Source organism: Paenibacillus oralis (assembly GCF_003863965.1).
Taxonomy (GTDB): Bacteria; Bacillota; Bacilli; order Paenibacillales; family Paenibacillaceae; genus Fontibacillus; species Fontibacillus oralis.
Map to the genome: position 1 here is coordinate 506620 of NZ_RRCN01000001.1, position 17755 is coordinate 524374.

Sequence of the window (17755 nt, forward strand, 5' to 3'; positions counted from 1 at the left end):
ACCTGAAGGGAGTATGGAGATGAAAAATAAACGAAATCGGGGAATCGGTTTACTGTTGTTAACGCTGCTATTGACGCTGGCGTTGACCGCCTGCGGAGGAGCGGGCGGAAACGGAAGCGGCGGCACGCAAAATACGGCTGGGGGCGCCGGCGCGGAACCCGCCGGGAATGCCTCGGGAGCTGGGCAAGGCGAAAACGGCAACAACGCCGGCTCCAAGGAAGAACCTGCCAAGGATGAAGGAACGCTTACCGTCTATCTGAACGATTTTGACGATATTATCGCCGAAATGTTCGAGAAGAGCACCGGGTACAAGGTGAATCTCGTCACCGGGAACGGGGCGGAAATCATGTCGCGCATCGAGGCGGAGAAAGGCAATCCGCATTGGGACGTCGTTTGGGCGGATATGATGCCGTCGATCAACGGACTCGGCCAGCAGGGGCAGCTGCTTACGGGCTGGACGCCCGACAACGCCGCCAACTTGACGGAAACCTACCGCGGCTATGTGCCGGAAAATAAAGCTTACTACCCGACGGGCGCTCATGCGGCCGGGGTGATCGTGTACAACAAAAACAGCTTTACGGAGGACCAGGCCCCAAAATCATGGGCGGACTTCGCCAAACCGGAATATAAAGACATCATCGCCACGGCGGACCCGGCGATCGCCGCTCCGGCTTATCCGTTCGTCGCCCGTTTCTTTGAGCAGGAAGGCATGGATGGGGGCAAGGCGTTATTTGACTCCTGGTTTAACAACGGCCTCCGCGTGTATCCGAAAAATCCGCAGGTCGTACAAGCCCTGACCGCGGGCGAAGTGAAAATCGCCGCCCTGCAGGAATCGAACGCTTACAGTATGCTGGCCTCCGGCGAGCCAATCGGCATCGTTTGGCCGGAAGAAGGCGCGCCGGCATCGGTACGGGTGGCCGCGATTCAGAAGGATACGAAAAACCTCAACGCCGCCAAGGCATTCATCGAGTTTTTGCTCGATCCGAAAACGCAGCAGGAACTGGTCGACCGCGGCGATGAAGCTTATTTTGAGCCGTCCGCCACAGGGGCCAAAGCGAAGGAAGACCGCGATCCAAACGCCAAGCTGGTTGCCGCCGGCGCCGTCTGGGCCGCGGAGCATGAAGCGGAAATCAAACAATGGTTTGCCGATAAAGCGGTAAAATAACCGGCCTATGCTGCGACATACGCAAGACCGTCTCGGGTGGTCCGTCAGCCTGATCCTGTTTGTGCTCGTGCTGTATCCCCTGCTGGCCGTGTTCATCCAGGTGCTGCTGCCCGGCGTGTTTTTCGGCAACTGGGAACGGGGGGATCTTGGCCTGCTGCTGGAAATCTTCCGCCGCCCGTTATGGCAAAAATCATTGGAAAATTCGGTCATTCTCGCCAGCGGAACGACCGTGCTGGCTACGCTGCTCGGCGGGGGATTGGCGATGATCCGCTCCAGCCGGCAGTTCCCGACCGCCCGGCTGCTGGACGCCGCGGTCTGGATTTTGCTGATCATGCCCTCCTTCATTTTGGCCCAGGGCTGGATCATGTTTTCGGCGGGCGGCGGCCTGGCCGCCAAGCTGCTGGGCTGGACCTGGATCACTCCGGCGGTGTTTCAGCCGGCCGGCTTGATCGTGGTCATGACGCTCAGCAAATTTCCGCTTGCTTATTTAAGCGTACGCTCCGCGATGGAATGGAAGGTGGAGCAGCTATCAGAGGCTGCGCGGCTCAGCGGCGCTTCCCCGTGGCGGGTATGGCGCACGATTCAGGCGCCGCTGCTGCTCCCGGCCTTTCTCGCCGGAGCGGCGCTCGTGTTTATGGATACGGTCGGCGATTTCGGGCTTCCGGCTTCGATCGCGGCCGTGTACCGCTTCCCGACGCTGCCTTATTCGATCTACTCGGCGCTGTATACGTCGCCGATCCGTTTTGACATGGCCGGGGTATTGTCTTTTTATCTCGTGCTGCTGATCGGCGCGGCGATGCTGGTGCAGTTTTATGCGCTGCGCCGCTCCAGATTCGACTTCTTGTCAGCCCGCGCCATGCCTGCGGTGCCGAAACCGGCCGGGCGCTTCAAATGGCCGCTCGCCGCGTTGAACCTGGCCTTTTTGCTGGTCGTTATCGGCATCCCGATCGGTTCCAACGTGCTGCTGTCCTTTTTAAAAACGCAGACCGGCGGGCTGCAGCCCGGGAACCTGACCTTGGAGCATTACCGCTCCCTGTTCCAAAGCGGCTCCGAGCTGCTCGTTGGACTTGAGCGTTCGCTTGCGATTGCAATGCTTGCCGCCGCGCTTGGCCTGTTGATCGGCTTGATGGCCGCTTACGTGCTGAACTATTCCCAGTTCCGCCTCAAGCGCGGCATTGAGGTTTTGTCGCTCGTCACGCTCGCCGTGCCCGGCGTTGTGCTGGGGATCGGTTACATCTTTGTGTGGAACCAGCGCTGGCTGAACAACATCGGGCTGCTGCTTTACGGCAAACCGTCCATTCTCGTGCTGGCGGCGATCGCCGGGGCGATCCCGGTCATCACGAGGGTGCTGATCGGGGCGATGGCCAAGGTGCCGGGCAGCTTGCTGCATGCCGCTCAGTTGAACGGGGACACCTGGCTGGGCCGGATCCGCCGCGTGCTGGCTCCGCTGATCCACGGCGCGCTGCTTTCCGCCGGACTGGCGGCGTTCGGGTCCAGCGTGTTCGATTTGGCGGTCAACTCGATTTTGTTCCCGCCGAATTTCATCACATTTCCGGTATCCGTCAACAAAGCTTTCGAAGACATGAAGTTCGGGTACGCCTCGGCCGCCACCGTGTTTGGCGGAACCATTGTCGTTCTGATTATTTTGCTGCTGGAAGTGCTTCTTCGGCGCAAGGAGGTCAAATCATGATAACTAGAGAGACAGCGGCCGGCACGTCCACAATCGGCAAGCCTGCGATCGGCACGTCCCGGGCGGGAACGCCCTCGACGGGAATACTCTCGGCCGCAACGCCCTCGGCCGGCACGTTGCTGGAAATTCGCGGGCTAACGAAGCGCTACGGTTCGTTTCAGGCGCTTGGCGGCGTCTCCTTCGATATGAAGGAAGGTGAAATTATCAGCGTGCTGGGCCCTTCCGGGTGCGGAAAATCGACGCTGCTGCAGCTGATCGCCGGATTGTCCCGCCCCGATGACGGGGAAATCCGCCTGAAGGGGGAAACGATCGCTTCCCGCCGCGCGATGGTTCCGCCCGAAAAAAGAAACGTCAACATGGTGTTTCAGGACTACGCCCTCTGGCCGCATATGAACGTGTTCGATAACGTTGCCTACGGGCTGAAAAAGCTGGGGCGTGAGGAAAAGGCCACGCGCGTCGGTGAACTGCTGGAGCTGCTGCACCTGGGCGGTCTGGAACGCCGCCTGCCTCCGCAGCTGTCGGGCGGTCAGCAGCAGCGCGTGGCCATCGCCCGCGCCCTGGCCACCCGTCCCAAGCTGATTTTGCTGGACGAGCCCTTGTCCAATCTCGACATGCGCCTGCGCATCGAAATGCGCGCGGAGATGGCTTATCTGTTCCGCAAGCTGGGCATGAGCGTCTTCCACGTCACGCACGACCCGGAAGAGGCATTTTCGATGGCCGACAGGCTGCTCATTTTGCGCGGCGGCGCCATCGACCAGATCGGAACGCCGCAGGAGTGCTTTACCCGCCCGGCCAGCCCGTGGGTGGCCTCGCTGCTCGGCGCCATCAACCGCCTGCCCGGGCGGCTGGAGCGCAGCCGCGGCGGCGGATACGTGATCCGCATCGGCGGTGCGGGGAGCGGGGGTGACGTCCCCCACTTGGAAGCTGCAACCCGCATCGAAGGCGCCGCGGGGCCGGAGTGCTCCGGTTTGCCGGACGGCGCCGCAGCCGAGCTGCTGTTCCGGCCGGAACAATTGCGTTTGCTGGAAGGCGTTGTTTCTGCGGAAGTCCGGGAAGGAGAAAACCTCCTGCCCATCAGCGTGATCCACTGCACCTTCGAAGGGACGCGCTGGCGGATCATGGCCGAAACGGACGCAGGGCATAAGCTGTACGTGCTGAGCGATTCGCCGCTTGCGGTGAACACCCGCCATACGATCTTACTGCCTAAGGCAAATGCGTATATTTATGCTGCGCGTCAAAACGAAGAACGAAAGGTTACGGCAAAATGAACCCACTCACCCATCGATCGCGTTTGCTGGCGATCTCCGACATACACGGCCACGGCGAAGGACTGAAGCTTCTGCTGGCCGCTTCCGCTTACGATGCCCGGCGTGATCAGTTGATTCTGCTGGGCGACTACATTAACGCGGACCCGGACACCTGGGGAACGCTGGAGCAGATTCAGCAGCTCACCCTGAATGGGGCGACGGCCTTGCTCGGGAATTTGGAAATGGGTCTGCTGAAAAAGGCTGGCTCAATTCCCGAGACGCTTGTCCCGCCCGCCCGGCTGGATTGGTTAAACGGGCTGCCTTTTTATGTGACCGTAGGCTCTTGGCTGTTCGTACACGCGGGGATCCGCCCGGGCCGCTCCCTGGAGCAGCAATCTCCCGAAGACCTTACCGGGATTCGCGAAGACTTTTGGAACGCCGCGCCGGACTGCGGATACACCGTCGTATTCGGCCACACGCCAACCTTCAAGCTGGGGGCCAAACCCGGTGCGATCTGGCAGGCCCCCGGACGCCTCGGCATCGACACCGGGGCCAAACACGGCGAACGGCTGACCTTGCTCGACCTCACCGGCGGCACGGCCTATTCCTGTTCGACTTTGCAGGCCAGCCTGTACGGCGATCTTCGGATCGAAGCGGTATCCCTGCCAGAGTCACTCTAAAAATTCAAGGCTCATTGGAAAAATTCCAATAGATTGGCGGTAATCGAACGGAATTTTGAGCTCTCATTGGAAAAAACCCAATAGATTTCGCTCAAATCGCCCGTTTGGGACCCCGCCGACCCCAATCTATTGGAAATATCCAATCTAGCAGCTGTATTTACCATTATATTTCCAATTCTATTGGATATTTCCAATCGGGCTATTGGGTCACTTGAGAAACGGCCGAACCTAACCCTTTCTCCTTCAGCAGCTTGATAAACATTCCGCCGACCACGCTGCGGTGCTGGAAGTTCATCTGCCGGGCCGTCCGGGTGTCATACCAGTCCGAAAAAGGGACGCGGTCGCGCGTTTCGTTCAGAAAATCCCAAAGCGGCTCGATCAGCCGGAGGAAATCGTCCCGGTTCTCCGCCAGCGAGGCGGCCCAAACGAGCCAATCGGCCTTTGTGTAATGCTCGCGGTTATCCAGCGCCACGCCGTACCGGTCCTGCCGCGACACATACCAGGCCACTTCCCGCCGCACGATCTCCTCGTCAAATAAGCGGGTGCCGAACAAAATGTCCCAGATCAGATTGTATTTCAGGCTCCACGTGCCTTCTTGGCCAAACGCCAGCACGGTGTGTCCGCGAGCCCCGCTATCCCCATTTTTTACGCCGCTCCGCTCCTCGGCCAGTTCCGCCCAGCGTGCGGCCATTTCTTTTGCCGCCGCCCTATAGCGCTCCGTCTCTTCCGGTTCGTCAAGCAGACCGAGCAGCAGCGAATAGCTGGCCACCCCCATGACCGCCTTTGCCGAAAGGTTGGCATTGCGGGCCAAATGGCCGGCAAAATCGTCCGTGCAAAGCTGGTTTTCCGGGTCCAGCCCATGCTGCAGCAAGTAGCCTGCCCACCGGTCCAGCAGCTTCTGATGCTCCCGCACGAACTCCGTGTTCCGGTCGGCCAGACTGACCGCGGCGGCCATGATCAGCATATTGCCGCATTCCTCGACCGGCATTTGTCCGTCCAGGGCGTTTCCCCCGTACACCTGTCCGTTCGCCAGCGGATATTGTCCGACGTCATGCGGCGCGAATTCAAACGGCCATGCTTCGCTCCCCGCGTATCGGAAAATCGGCCGCATCATCCCCCGCACCAGTTCAGGCCGGTACAGCAAAAACAGCGGGATCGAAGGATAACTTACGTCCACCGTGGCGATGCAGCCGTTGCTGAAGCATTCCTTGGACATGAACAGAAGTTCGCCTTCCGGGCCCCTGACCAGCTTATGTGCGGCAATAGCTTGGCGGTAGGACAAAGCCAGAATATCGGCGTATTTATCACCGCCGGCGGCAGCCGCGTCTTCCCGGAGCTGCCGGTCAAATGAACCGCAGTGTTCCATGATTTCGGCATACTCCAAGTATGCGTCCGCCAGCATCGCCGGAGCGGTTTGGCCGTCTTTTTTCCAATAAGCCTCCAGCTTCTGGCCGAAATATTCGATCGAATAAACATCATCGTAAGCGAGCACGAGCAAATTCGTCTTCTCCGCTTCCGTCACTTCCCCGCAGTCCCACACGCAGGCCATGACGAACTGACTGTCCCTCACCGGCTGCGGCTGAGGCATGCGGGACAGGTTCTTTCCAATGCCGCCGGGCTTCAGCTCCGTTTCCCCGGTTCCCGCAAATGCCTTGCGGACTGCGGCAGTGTCCATAAAGGTGCGGATATCGGCCGCTTCTTTCGCCGCCAAATAGAAATAACCCCAATCGATCCGCCGGTCGTCACCCGATGCGTTCAGACAGTTTTGCTCGGCATGGCTGACTTGCAGCAGCGTCAAGCCGTCCGCTTTTTCCTGCCGCCACACGATGCTTTGATCGCTGGTGTTCACGCACCATTCCCCGGTCACGTCAAAATAGATCCGCACCGAATGTGGCCGGCCGTCCACGGAACAAACGCGGAAATGCACGTAGGAGGCGGGTCGCGACAGCAGCTCAAGATCATCCAAAAGCAGCGGGCTCGTAAATTTCACCTCAAGCCGGACCCCCGCCGCCTCAAAGCGATAAGTGCTGGAAAGTGGAGTTACTTCAAGCCCGGTTTGCGGCATTGCCTCCGGCTCAGGGTAGTAGTTTTCCGCATTTGGCTCCAATAGCCCGGCGAAGCGCCAGGGGACGCCGTCGATCCGAATGATTCCGGTAAGCGCGTTTCGTTTGCCGGTCCAGTGGCGCGTAAAATCATCGGTGAGCCGGTCCGCCATCGACCATACGCTGAAATAAGGATCAATCGTCACCAACGGAACGGCCGGCGGGCGTAGAACGTTATTCATAAGTCACTTCCCTCCCTGCATGGAATCCAATATGTTATCCGTTTTATGGATCGTAATACGTGTTTTCTCCTCGGCATTCTCATAACACACCAGAAGGGTGTGGGACGCCGCATCCCAAGCGAAGGGAAGCGGGATGCTGGTTTGCGTCGGCGCTTGATCCCCGCCGCTGCCGCCAACCAGCATGGTCACTGCCGTAGGCTTCGCCCCACAGCGAACGCGGGCCACCGCTTGCAGCGGCCGCGGCCCCCGGACCGCAAACGAAATCGTCCGGTCGTCTTCGGCGTAATCTTCAACCCGCGAGGAAGCGGCGATCACTCCACAACGCGGCCTTCCCGCTTCACAGCTTGGCGCTTGCACTCTGTCAGCCGGGTTTACCGCTCCGTTAGCCGTCGTTCCCTCCCCGTCGTCCGGCACTCTCGCTTTACTGATCGGCAACCCCATTTCACTGAGCGTTGCCTCCGCATATTCCAAATCGTAGAGCAACGCTTGTTTCCCCGGTTGTACGCTTACATGGTCCACGACGCGCAGCCCCGAATCCAGCAAATCGACAAACCGCCCTTTCAGCTCCAGCGGCGAATCGCTTACGGATTCGGTCATCACGGACGCGATGACATACGGGCCTCGGCGGATTTTAAAATAATTCGCGGGTTCCCAGCGAAGCCGGGACTCGCCGCCATCCAGAGCCGCAAGCGTCTCCCTGACGGCACGCCGCAGCCGCTCCGCCCCTTCGGCGCTTTCCGCAAACCGTTCCGGGCGCACGCGCAAATAGGAAACGAAGCCGGCCCCGACCGGCGTCAGCCTTTCCGGCGCATCGGAAGGCAGGCCGAGGCATTCAAACAGATGCTCGCGCGGGGAAGCATATTTCCGCTTGCCGCGGCTCCACCATTCCCGCACCCGATGATACGGATCGCTGTCGTCGCCGACGTAGACGAGCGCCCCGCCTTCCCGGACCCATTGCGCCAGCGCGCTGTGCAGATCCGGGTACTCCGGTTTCATAAACTCATAACTCAGCACCAGCAGCCGATACCCGTCCAGATAACCCGGGAACCGCCGCACGTTGTCGAGCTGCACCGGCCTTACCGGCAGTCCGTGCTTGACCAGCGGCAGCGTCAGGCCGTAAAAACCGGAGAAGTTGAGCAGTTCCACCGCGTCCTCGTCGGTCAGCTCCACCTCATTGGTTCCGTCATATTTCATCAGGAATCCGGCCGTTTTCACGCCGATGCGCTTTCGCTGATACATGGCCGAATCCGCCAGCAAAACGCCAGCCACGGCCCCGGTTCCGTCCATCTCCACATCCGCCTGAGCCATATCGCGCAGCGTATTCATTACCGCGAGCAGCACCGTGGCGTAGTCGGCCGGAATCCCCTCTTTGCCGCTGCCGTTTTCGGAAGGATAACGCCCCTCGAAAATGCGCCTCGGCCAGGGGGCCACCTCATAGCGCGACACCTCCGGATGGAGCAGCGACGCGGTCAGCGTTTTGATGTAATTTTCGCGGTAATCGGCCCAGGTCCGCTTCGGATCGTCCTCAATCGGATCGTGCAGAAACCACATGCTGCGGTCCGTTCCCCGAACGAGTTCCTGCATGATCCCGTATTCCAGAAACGCCGTCTCAAACGTGCGTTCCGCCCGCTTCCCCTCGTACATGTTGGCCGTGCGGGAGGTTCCCGTCCAGATCTGGGCGATGTATCCGTTGATCGAGGGCAGATCCAGCAGCTTTGATTCCGGGCTGACGATGCGCCACTGCGCATAGTTGATCAGGCTGTGCGTCGGCACGAAAAAACGCAGCGGCCGGTTGCAGCGAACGAGCGAATATTCCTTGAGCGTCGAGCAGATCCGGTCCAGACAGCGGGCGAACAAATACGCCTTCAGCTTGGAGGCGCGGTACTGCGCGTCCTCCGACGCATGCGGAGCGATCCACGGCTCATTGTAAAAATTTTGCCACTCCCGCTTGAACGCCTCGGAGTACCCGGCTTCGACCCAAAATTCCGGCTCCTCCAAATGGATGGCGTCCACCCCGGCATCGACGGCCGGGCGAATCCGGCCGGCCAGGAAATCGGCATAGGCGATCGTCGGCACCATGTACGGGATGTCGGCCGAGGTGCCGTGGATGATCGTTTCGCCGTCCTCGTATGTTTGCGCTTCGTCCCAATGGGAGCGGCCATCAACCTTCCCGTTCAAATAATCCTGGTACCCGCCCCACGACACGCCGGTCATCAAATGCACCCGGTAACCCCGGTCCGCCCATTCGCGAATCCGCCGCGGCATCGATTCATTGATCCCGTACACCATGACAAAGTCCGTCTGCAGATCATAGGAGGGGCCGTATGCGCCTCCCTCCTGAAAGCCGGTGCGTTCCTCCTCGCGGCCTGGGGTGTGCACCTGCCGTTCCTCCTCGCGCCCTCGGGTGTTCGACAACCTCTCCTCCCCTCGCCCTTGCGTCCATAGTTCTTCCCGTCCCTGACTCTGCATTCACCGCTCCTCCTTTAACGCCCCTTATAAACGGACGCGGATCGTTTTGATTTCAAACGGAGTAAACTGCAGGTTTACACTTCTTTGTCCCTCCGCCAGCAAACGGAGCGGATTTTCCAGCAAATCCGCCTCTTCGATAACGGAGCATTCGAACCCAAACGCCAGCCCGGCCCGCGCTCCGGCCCCGGCCGTCTCGTACAGGCGGACGATCAAATGGCCGCTGTCTTCCGCTTTTTTGACGGCTTCCACCATCACGTTCGGGTGATCAACCTCCACGAATTGCCGCAGCCGGGCCAGATCGCCATTGATCTTGTCACCGTGCGCGCCAACGAGCTTACCGCCGTTCTCACCGACGGTCTCGCCGCCGGTTTTGCCAACATTTCCACCGCCGATCCGGGCACCGTTCTCCCGAGCATTCTCCCCGTCAACAGCCGCCACCGGCTCCACTGCCGTCAGCGGAACATTCAGTTCATATCCTTTACGGTAGACGCCCGCCTCGATAAAATCGCCCGTATGCGGATAAAGGGCATACGTAAACTTGTGGTGCGCCCGGTCGGCCACCGGGTCCGGATACCCCGGGCTGCGCAGCAGGTTCAGGTCGATCACGTTTCCGTCCACGCTGTGCCCGTATTTGCTGTCGTTCAGCAGCGCCACGCCGTAATCGGGCTGCGACAGATCGATGTAATGGTGGGCGCAAATTTCGTCCCGGGCAAACTCAATCCGGTTGTTCCGGGTCGTCGGCCGCTTGATGACGCCGAATTGAATCTCACAGTTCGCCTGTTCGCTGGCGACATTTACCGCAAACGCCACCCGCAGCATTTTCCCTGGCTCCCGCCAATCGCACTCCGTTTCAAATTGCAGCGTATCGCCGCCTTGAAACAGGCTGATTTTCTGCGTTAGCACGGAGTCTCCGAACCGGTATTCCTGCTCGATGACCGCCTTCGGCCCTTGCACGTAAGCCGACGCCTTAACGAGCTCCATCGCCCCTGCGGCCGTGTCACGGTAATCGCGCGGGAAATCCCAGGCATCGCCGTCATCGTGATACACCGTAAACACGTTGGCCTTGACGCCATCCGGAAGCACCTCCCGCGCGGCCGCCTTATCGTACAGTGAAGCGATGCTGCCGTCTTCATGAAAGCGGACCGCAAGCCGGCCGTTTTCCAACCGCCGCTCCTCAGCCACCAGCGTTCTTTCCTCAGGCGCCAGCTCCGCCGCCGCTTCCAGCAAAGACCGCCAGCCCATCCCCGGTACGCTTACCCTATGCCAACGACCGCCGTATTCCACCCATTCCCGCCGCTCCCACGGCAGCGAATTAAACAAAACCGGCTCATCCGCCAAACCGGCCAAAACAGCAACCCTACCGTACGTTTCCTCAATCTTCGACCGGACCTCGCCAAGCAGCGCCTCGTAACGCGCCAAAGACTCATCGTAAACTCTCGTGATCGAGGAGCCCGGCAAAATATCGTGGAACTGGTACAGCAGCACTTCCTTCCAAATCGCCTCAAGCCGCTGCGCCGGATACGCCCCGCCGCCCAGCGCCCACAGCAGCGAAGCCGCGAACTCCAGCTCGCGCAGCGCTTTTTCCAGCTTGCGGTTGTACCATTTGTTCCGGGCCTGCGTCGTCAGCGTCCCCTGGTGTTTTTCCAGATACAATTCACCCCGGTAGGTATGGAAACGCGAGGCCTCCTGCTCCAAGCGGCGGAAGAACGCGATCGCGGGCTCCTGAACGACCGGCGGCAGGCCAAGCAGGTTTTTCTCCCGCGCCAGCCGCTCCAGATGCTCCTCGCCCGGGCCGCCGCCCCCGTCGCCGATCCCGAACAGCATCAGCGCGTGCCCGGATACGTTCCGGTCGAGGTAGCTCTGCTCGATTTTCGCCAGCGACCGCGGCGCGGCCGGGCTGTTGTACGTATCCTCCGGCGGAAGATGCGTCAGCACCTTCGTCCCGTCAATTCCCTCCCACATAAAGCTGTGATGCGGATGCGTGTTATACGTGCTCCAGGACAATTTTTGCGTCATCATGTAATCGACTCCGGATTTCTTCAGCAGCTGCGGCAGGCTTCCCGTATAGCCGAACACGTCCGGTAGCCACAGCACCTTCATCTCCTGGCCAAACTCCTCCCGGAAAAACTTTTTTCCGTACAGGATTTGCCGCACCAGCGCCTCACCCCCGGAAATGTTCGTGTCCGGCTCGACCCACATCGCTCCCTGGGCCTCCCAGCGGCCTTCCCGCACGCGCTCCTTCACCCGTTCGTACAGCTGCGGATAATGCTCCTTCATCCATTGGTACAGCTGCGGCTGGCTGGCGCCAAACACATAGTCCGGGTATTTTTCCATATTGCGCAACACCGTCGAAAACGTCCGTGCGCCTTTGCGGATCGTCTCGCGGATCGGCCACAGCCAGGCCAAGTCGATATGCGCGTGCCCGATCGCGCTGACCGTCAATACAGGATCGCCGCCCCGCATCGCCAGCTCGCCGGATATCCGCTCCCGAGCCAACCGCACCGTCTCGTCGTTGATTTCGGCCAGCAGGTTCGACGCTTCGTATACGGCTTGAAGCCCCCGCGCTTTTCTGGCGCTCGTTTCCGGCAATTGCTCGGCCAGCTCGATCAGCACCTCCAGATCGTAGTACAAACTCCGGGCTTCCTCGTGGCAGACGGCGATGCAAGCTTCCTTCAACGTACCGCTCCGGAACTCTCCGAACAGGTCGTTGTTGCCGCCGTCCCCCCACAGATCGATCACTTCCCCGCCTTTAGCTGCGGGGCTGACGTCCACCACCCGCTTGCCGGGGCGGCCCAGGCTGTAGTCGAACCCGGAGCTGACGTTCGTTAATCCCTGATAAGGAGCCCCCTCTTCATCGACCAAGCATAGCTCTCCATTGATATCAATCAGCACCACCACCTTGCTGCCGGCAAACGCCTCCGGAACCTCCCCGCGAAAATGAAACCAGGCGCAATCCCACAGTTCGCCCCACCGGTCGCCGGCCTTGAGTTCCATGGGCTTTCCGCTTTCCCGCTCCGCGTACGGGACCGGCTCTCGCGTGACCCAAGCCGTCACGGCCAAGGCTTCCACTGGCTGATAGATGTAGCTCTCCAGCTTGGAAAGCCGTTGTTTGGCCTTTTGCGTCATGATCTGATTTGTTTCATATGGCATACTGCATCACTCTCTCCTTTAAATTTACAAAAGAAGAGGACTGGCCTCTTGCAGTCCTCCTATCCGTCCATCCGCCGCTTTACTTCGTAACCGCCTCCGCTTTTTTCTGCGCTTCATCTAAAACCGACTTAATGTCCCCGTTTGTCATCAGCGATTTGGTGACCGCATCGCCGAACATTTGCCACACCTTCGAATCTTCCTTGGCGAACGTCGGCAGCCCCTGCACATTGCCGGACATGGCCAGATAATGCTGGTACATCTCCGGATGGGCGGATTTGTAGCCTTCCGATTCGGCGATCGATTTCAGCACCGGCGAGCGGACCCCGGTATCGGCGATCAGCTGTTGAATTTCCTCGCTGTACATCGCGCGGATGTATTCGAACGCCGCCTCTTTGTTTTTCGCGTCCTTCGGCACCGCGTGGAACGCCGCGCCGATCGTAATGTTGCCGGGCTGGCCGTCCGGCGACAGCGGAATTTGCGCCATCCCGTAATCGATGCCGATCTGCGCGCTTTCGGTCGCGCGCCAGGGCCCGTCGATCAGATAGGCGATTTGCCCTTTTTTGAAGGCGTCGAAATAGGTGCCCTCATTCGTATTGACCATCAGGCCGGCCGGATGGCCCGCATTCAGCTGCTTTAAGAATTGCACCGTTTCTACGTTGGCGTCCGAGTTGAACACCGGCTGGCCCTGATCGTCGGCAAATCCGCCGCCGTTAATGACGAGCAGCGTGCCATACCGCAAATATCCGCCCGCGTTTGGCCCGGCGTACACCCCGCCGCCGTAAAACTTGCCGTCCCCGGCTTCCGTCACCTTCTGCACGTTGGCGGCGAACTCCTCCCAGGTCGCCGGCGCTTGGTCCGGATCAAGTCCAGCCTCCTGCACCAGCTTCTTGTTCCAAAACAAGCTGCTGACACCCGGCTGGGAAGCGAATCCATATATTTTCCCGTCGTATTCCATCGGCTTCCACGCCGCCGGGGCGGTTTTTTCGCGAATTTCCTGCGCCATTTCCTCCGGGAACGGCTCCAGCAAGCCCTGCTGGGCAAAACCCGGCATTTGCGTTTCGCCGACGATGATGTCGGGCATGTTTTTCGCCAGGAAACCGGCCGTTTGTTTCTGGATCAGCGGTTCGCCCCAGCCCCAATCCTCCGTTTTTACGGTAATGTTCTTACTCTGTAGTTTATCGATGATGATCGATTGATAGTAGTACGGGAATACGCCGGCTTTTTTCAGAGGTTGACCGGGAGTATACGAAAAATCCTCCTCCACGATGCGTGGATTTTGCGTTTCATCCTTCATGAGGGACTGCTTCTTTTTCTCCAGCAACTCGTTCAGCACCCCAACCCCGATGCCGACCGCTCCTTCATTCAGTACGGTGATCGTCGTGCCGCCCGAAGTTTCCGGCGTGTCCCCGCCGCCTTCCGATTGCGCCGTGCCGGGATCGCCCGTCCCCGCATTGCCTCCGGACGTTCCGCTCCCCCCTGGCGAACAAGCCGCCAGACCGATGGACAACATAAGCGTAAGCGCGATGGTGCTCATCTTTTTAAGCCACATTCGTACCCCTCCATGGTAAGGAATAATGTGTATCAACGTACATTCAGTCTAAACAAGCCGCGTTTGCTCACCCTTTGATCCCCGTGTTGGCCAACCCCTGGACGATGTACTTCTGGAAGAAGGCAAAAATCAGCAACGCGGGCAGCGTAATGCCAAGGCTCAGCGTGATGATCATCGGATAGTTGATCACCGCGCCCGGACTGGCCCCGACGGAGGATAACCTCGTAATCGCCGCCGGAAGCGTTTGCAAATGATCGCTGGTCGTATAGAAAAAGGGCGTAATAAAATCGTTCCATGTACCGAGCGCGGTTGTGATGGCGATAAAAGCCATGATCGGAAGCTGCAGCGGAAACAGGATTTGAAAAATCAGCCGGACCGTCCCGGCCCCGTCGACGATCGCCGCTTCATCGATTTCCAGCGGAACTTTTTCAAGCGATTGCTTGACCAAAAACGTCCCCATAATGTTGATGGCGGGCCCGCCGATCAAATAAATCCACCACGAGTCCAAAATGCCGGTTCCCCCGGTAAAAATATGGTTCCCCCCGGCAAACGGAAAGCGGGCAAATTCCAGATACGTCGGAATAATCGCGAGCGTGCCCGGAATCATCTGCGTCGCCAGCAGGATTAAAAACAGCGTATCCCTTCCTTTGAACCGGAGCCGCGCAAATACGTAACCGGCCAAAAACGAAGTCAGAATCGCCCAAAACGTGTTGTAGGCCGTGCGGATGAGCGAGTTTTTCAAATAGGTGGTGACGGCGGCGTCGGTGGAGCCGACGACGAGCGCCTTGAAATTTTCCAGCGTCGGCGCTTTTGGAATCGGGAATATGCCCAGCACCGTGGAGGTAAACTCCGTTTTCGTGAAAAATCCGGCGAGCACCATGAAAATCAGCGGATAGAGCAAAATCAGGCCGATGCCGAGCAATAGGATATGGCCTAACAGGTATACGGGCTTCCATTGCTTTTTAAACTTCGCGCTTAACGTTTCCGGCATGGTTTCCCGCCCCCTTTTTAACCGGTTTGATCGGAATCGTCGTCCGCTTGTCCGTACGGGTTGACCAGTTGTAATACAGCACGGTGATGACGATCACGATGACCGCCATAATCAAAGACGAAGCGCCGGCCATGCCCAGATTGAAGTCCCAGAAACCGTCGCGGTAAATGCGGAAGACGAGCACTTCGGTTTGCCCGTACGGCCCCCCGTTCGTAATGAACAGCACCTGTTCGTAGATTTGAATCGCCGCGATCAGATTGGTGATCACGATATAGGTCGCGATCGGCTTCAGGCCGGGGAGTGTGACATATCGCAGCTTCCCCCAGCGTCCCGCCCCGTCGATCTCCGCCGCCTCGTACAGCGACACGTCGACCGATTGGAGCCCGGCGAGCCAGATGAGCGCCGCTCCTCCGGCGCCTTTCCAGACGGAATAAACGACGATCCAGAAAATGCCCCAGGACACGGAATACTGCCATACGATCGGTTCCTTGCCCAGCGCTTTCAGCAAATTGTTGATGACCCCGTTATTCGAATCCAAAAAAATGTTAAATACCTGCGTCGTCGCTACAGTCGCCGTAACGGCGGGAATATACCAAATCGAGCGGTAAAAGCCTTTGCCCATGAGCGGCATATTCATCAGCAGCGCCGCCCCAAAGCCCGCCGCCAGCGTAATGACCGTGACCAGTCCGCCCAGCCACACCGACCTCCACAAGGCTTCGGTATAAACCGGGTTGTTAAAGAAGCTAATGAAATTATCGAACCCGATGAATTTCGGCGAGGACGCCAGACCAATCCATTCAAAAAAACCGAGCCCAAAGCCGAACAACGTCGGAAAACCGGAGATGACCAGCCAAAACAAAAACATCGGCACAAGGATAACCGCAGCGATCCAAGCATCTTTATGCCTGCCAAATGTCTGCCGACGCCCCTGCCCCCGCCGGAAAGAAGGACTTCCCTCCCGTTCTGCCGTTTTTTCCATACCTGCTTCTGACCTCCTTACCCCAATTCCATCTGCACGTATGCGCTTACATCTGACTAGTCGTTTGTGTTATTAAATATATTTCACTATGTCATTTATGTCAAGATATTAGATATATCATTTATCGCTAATTTTCGCGTAAAAAAAGACGCCTGCATTGGTGATTCATGCAGACGCCCGGATTCTTTGCAGGCTGCTTGGATTATCGCTTCTCGTGGATCAACGGGCCGGTGGACTGGCTTTCAATCAGTTTCGGCTGCAAAATGACCTTGGCATAACCCGGCTCTTTATTGTCGGAATTTTCGAAAATTTGCAGCAAAATGTTGGCGGCCGCCTCCCCCATGTCGACTTCGGATTGGGAAATATGCGAAAAGTATCCCCACTCATGCAGGCCCGGCGAAGGATCGTCGAAGGTAAGAATCGACACGTCCTCCGGAACTTGAAGGCCGAGTTCTTTGCAAATCGAATAAATATGCAGCCCCAGCCGTCCGTTCAGCGTAATGTAGGCCGTGGCGATCCGGTTTTTGATAAACCGGTACAGGGGATGCGTTTTGTCGATGCCGCTGTAGTCGACGTTGAAATCGGTCAGAATAAGCGCCGGATTAATCATCGCCTCTTTTTGCTTCAAAGCCTCCATATAGCCGTTAATCCGGTCCTCGACCGTAATCGTCGGCAGCGGCGAATCGGAGCAGATGGCGATATCGCGGTGCCCGAGGCTCCACAAATAATCGACGGCGAGCTGCCCGCCGATCAGGCCGTCGCTGCGCGCCACATTCGTGGCGATCCCCGGCAAATACCGGTCGAGCAGCACGAACGGAAAACCGCTGAGCTTCAACGCCAGGATTTCCTCATTGTACGTCTCCGCGTCACACGGGAAAATGATCAGCCCCGCCGCCCCTTTGCGGAGCAGGTCTTGCATCGCCTCTTTTTCCCGTTCGATCGAGTTGTACGTCAGCACGATGTGCAGGCTGTACCCGCTGTTTTCGATGACGTTGTTGATGCCCTGGATCAGGCGGATGCCAAAATAGTCGACGAGAAGCGGCATGACAAGGCCGATCGTCTTTCTTCCTTCGCCTCCAGGCGGCGCGGTATCCGGGGGATAGGGCATTTTGTCCGCCGCTGTGGCCGCCCCTGCGGTCACCGGGCTCGTATTTGCCGCACCGCCCATACCGCTCGTACCGCCAACGCTGCCTCCGCCGTTCTCCATGCGCGTCCCCGAACCCGGTTCATGAACATGGGAGCCGCCCATCAGCTCCTTGATGTTCTCGCCGACGAAGCTCCCCCTGCCCGGGATGCGATAAATCCATCCGTCCTTGGCCAGCTGCGTCAGCGCGTTGGCGACGGTGATCCGGCTGACGTCAAACTGCTCCATCAGTTCTTTTTCGGAGGGGATTTTGTCGTTTTCCCGCAGTTCGCCTCTCAAAATCTGATTTTTGAAATGCTCTTGAATCTGCATATATAACGGTTTTCGCTCGTTTTGCATGCTTGGATTCTCCTATTTTTTTCTCTTTTTACATTTACGATATATCATTTATGTCATTTAGTCAATTG

At 58.7% G+C, this 17755-nt stretch carries 11 protein-coding genes; 4 read left to right on the forward strand and 7 right to left on the reverse strand.

Features of this window, described 5'->3' with window-relative positions; all coding sequences use genetic code 11:
* Positions 1-19 precede the first annotated feature (19 nt).
* From EHV15_RS02395 to EHV15_RS02410, 4 genes are read left to right on the forward strand one after another with little or no spacing between them, the layout of a single operon-like run.
* Complete coding sequence (locus EHV15_RS02395; RefSeq protein ID WP_128629872.1) at positions 20-1165, forward strand: extracellular solute-binding protein; 1146 nt, start codon at positions 20-22, stop codon at positions 1163-1165.
* A 7-nt stretch (positions 1166-1172) separates the two neighbouring features.
* Complete coding sequence (locus tag EHV15_RS02400; RefSeq protein ID WP_128629873.1) at positions 1173-2855, forward strand: ABC transporter permease; 1683 nt, start codon at positions 1173-1175, stop codon at positions 2853-2855.
* Positions 2852-4123 (forward strand): ABC transporter ATP-binding protein, encoded by a 1272-nt coding sequence (locus tag EHV15_RS02405; protein WP_128629874.1) that lies wholly within the window; start codon positions 2852-2854, stop codon positions 4121-4123. The genes EHV15_RS02400 and EHV15_RS02405 overlap by 4 nt, the downstream gene beginning before the upstream one ends.
* A complete protein-coding gene (locus tag EHV15_RS02410; protein ID WP_128629875.1) occupies positions 4120-4782 on the forward strand; it encodes a metallophosphoesterase in 663 nt (220 codons plus the stop codon). Before EHV15_RS02405 ends, EHV15_RS02410 begins: the two co-directional genes overlap by 4 nt.
* Positions 4783-4981: 199 nt before the next feature.
* On the opposite strand, the gene EHV15_RS02415 is transcribed toward EHV15_RS02410, so the two are convergent.
* The 7 genes from EHV15_RS02415 to EHV15_RS02445 form a co-directional block, all read right to left on the reverse strand.
* Positions 4982-7066: a glutaminase family protein gene (locus EHV15_RS02415; protein ID WP_128629876.1), complete on the reverse strand. Its 2085-nt coding sequence runs from the start codon at positions 7064-7066 to the stop codon at positions 4982-4984.
* 3 nt (positions 7067-7069) lie between these two features.
* On the reverse strand, positions 7070-9535 hold the full coding sequence (locus EHV15_RS02420; RefSeq protein WP_246061266.1) for a hypothetical protein: 2466 nt from the start codon (positions 9533-9535) through the stop codon (positions 7070-7072).
* A gap of 24 nt (positions 9536-9559) precedes the next feature.
* Complete coding sequence (locus tag EHV15_RS02425) at positions 9560-12685, reverse strand: alpha-mannosidase (protein WP_128629877.1); 3126 nt, start codon at positions 12683-12685, stop codon at positions 9560-9562.
* A gap of 79 nt (positions 12686-12764) precedes the next feature.
* The gene (locus EHV15_RS02430) at positions 12765-14234 is read right to left on the reverse strand and encodes an extracellular solute-binding protein (RefSeq protein ID WP_128629878.1); all 1470 of its coding nucleotides are present in this window, start codon (positions 14232-14234) and stop codon (positions 12765-12767) included.
* A gap of 67 nt (positions 14235-14301) precedes the next feature.
* Positions 14302-15225 (reverse strand): carbohydrate ABC transporter permease, encoded by a 924-nt coding sequence (locus EHV15_RS02435; protein WP_128629879.1) that lies wholly within the window; start codon positions 15223-15225, stop codon positions 14302-14304.
* Positions 15197-16204, reverse strand: coding sequence for a carbohydrate ABC transporter permease (locus tag EHV15_RS02440; protein WP_128629880.1), 1008 nt, complete (start codon positions 16202-16204; stop codon positions 15197-15199). Before EHV15_RS02440 ends, EHV15_RS02435 begins: the two co-directional genes overlap by 29 nt.
* 202 nt (positions 16205-16406) lie before the next feature.
* Complete coding sequence (locus EHV15_RS02445) at positions 16407-17687, reverse strand: GntR family transcriptional regulator (RefSeq protein WP_128629881.1); 1281 nt, start codon at positions 17685-17687, stop codon at positions 16407-16409.
* Between the last annotated feature and the right edge of the window lie 68 nt (positions 17688-17755).

Bases quoted from the DNA above. Each gene is read 5' to 3' on its own strand.
- EHV15_RS02395 (WP_128629872.1), top strand. From the start codon at position 20: ATGAAAAATAAACGAAATCGGGGAATCGGTTTACTGTTGTTAACGCTG.
- EHV15_RS02415 (WP_128629876.1), bottom strand. From the start codon at position 7,066: ATGAATAACGTTCTACGCCCGCCGGCCGTTCCGTTGGTGACGATTGAT.
- EHV15_RS02420 (WP_246061266.1), bottom strand. From the start codon at position 9,535: ATGCAGAGTCAGGGACGGGAAGAACTATGGACGCAAGGGCGAGGGGAG.
- EHV15_RS02445 (WP_128629881.1), bottom strand. From the start codon at position 17,687: ATGCAAAACGAGCGAAAACCGTTATATATGCAGATTCAAGAGCATTTC.
- EHV15_RS02410 (WP_128629875.1), top strand. From the start codon at position 4,120: ATGAACCCACTCACCCATCGATCGCGTTTGCTGGCGATCTCCGACATA.
- EHV15_RS02430 (WP_128629878.1), bottom strand. From the start codon at position 14,234: ATGTGGCTTAAAAAGATGAGCACCATCGCGCTTACGCTTATGTTGTCC.
- EHV15_RS02435 (WP_128629879.1), bottom strand. From the start codon at position 15,225: ATGCCGGAAACGTTAAGCGCGAAGTTTAAAAAGCAATGGAAGCCCGTA.
- EHV15_RS02400 (WP_128629873.1), top strand. From the start codon at position 1,173: ATGCTGCGACATACGCAAGACCGTCTCGGGTGGTCCGTCAGCCTGATC.
- EHV15_RS02425 (WP_128629877.1), bottom strand. From the start codon at position 12,685: ATGCCATATGAAACAAATCAGATCATGACGCAAAAGGCCAAACAACGG.
- EHV15_RS02440 (WP_128629880.1), bottom strand. From the start codon at position 16,204: ATGGAAAAAACGGCAGAACGGGAGGGAAGTCCTTCTTTCCGGCGGGGG.
- EHV15_RS02405 (WP_128629874.1), top strand. From the start codon at position 2,852: ATGATAACTAGAGAGACAGCGGCCGGCACGTCCACAATCGGCAAGCCT.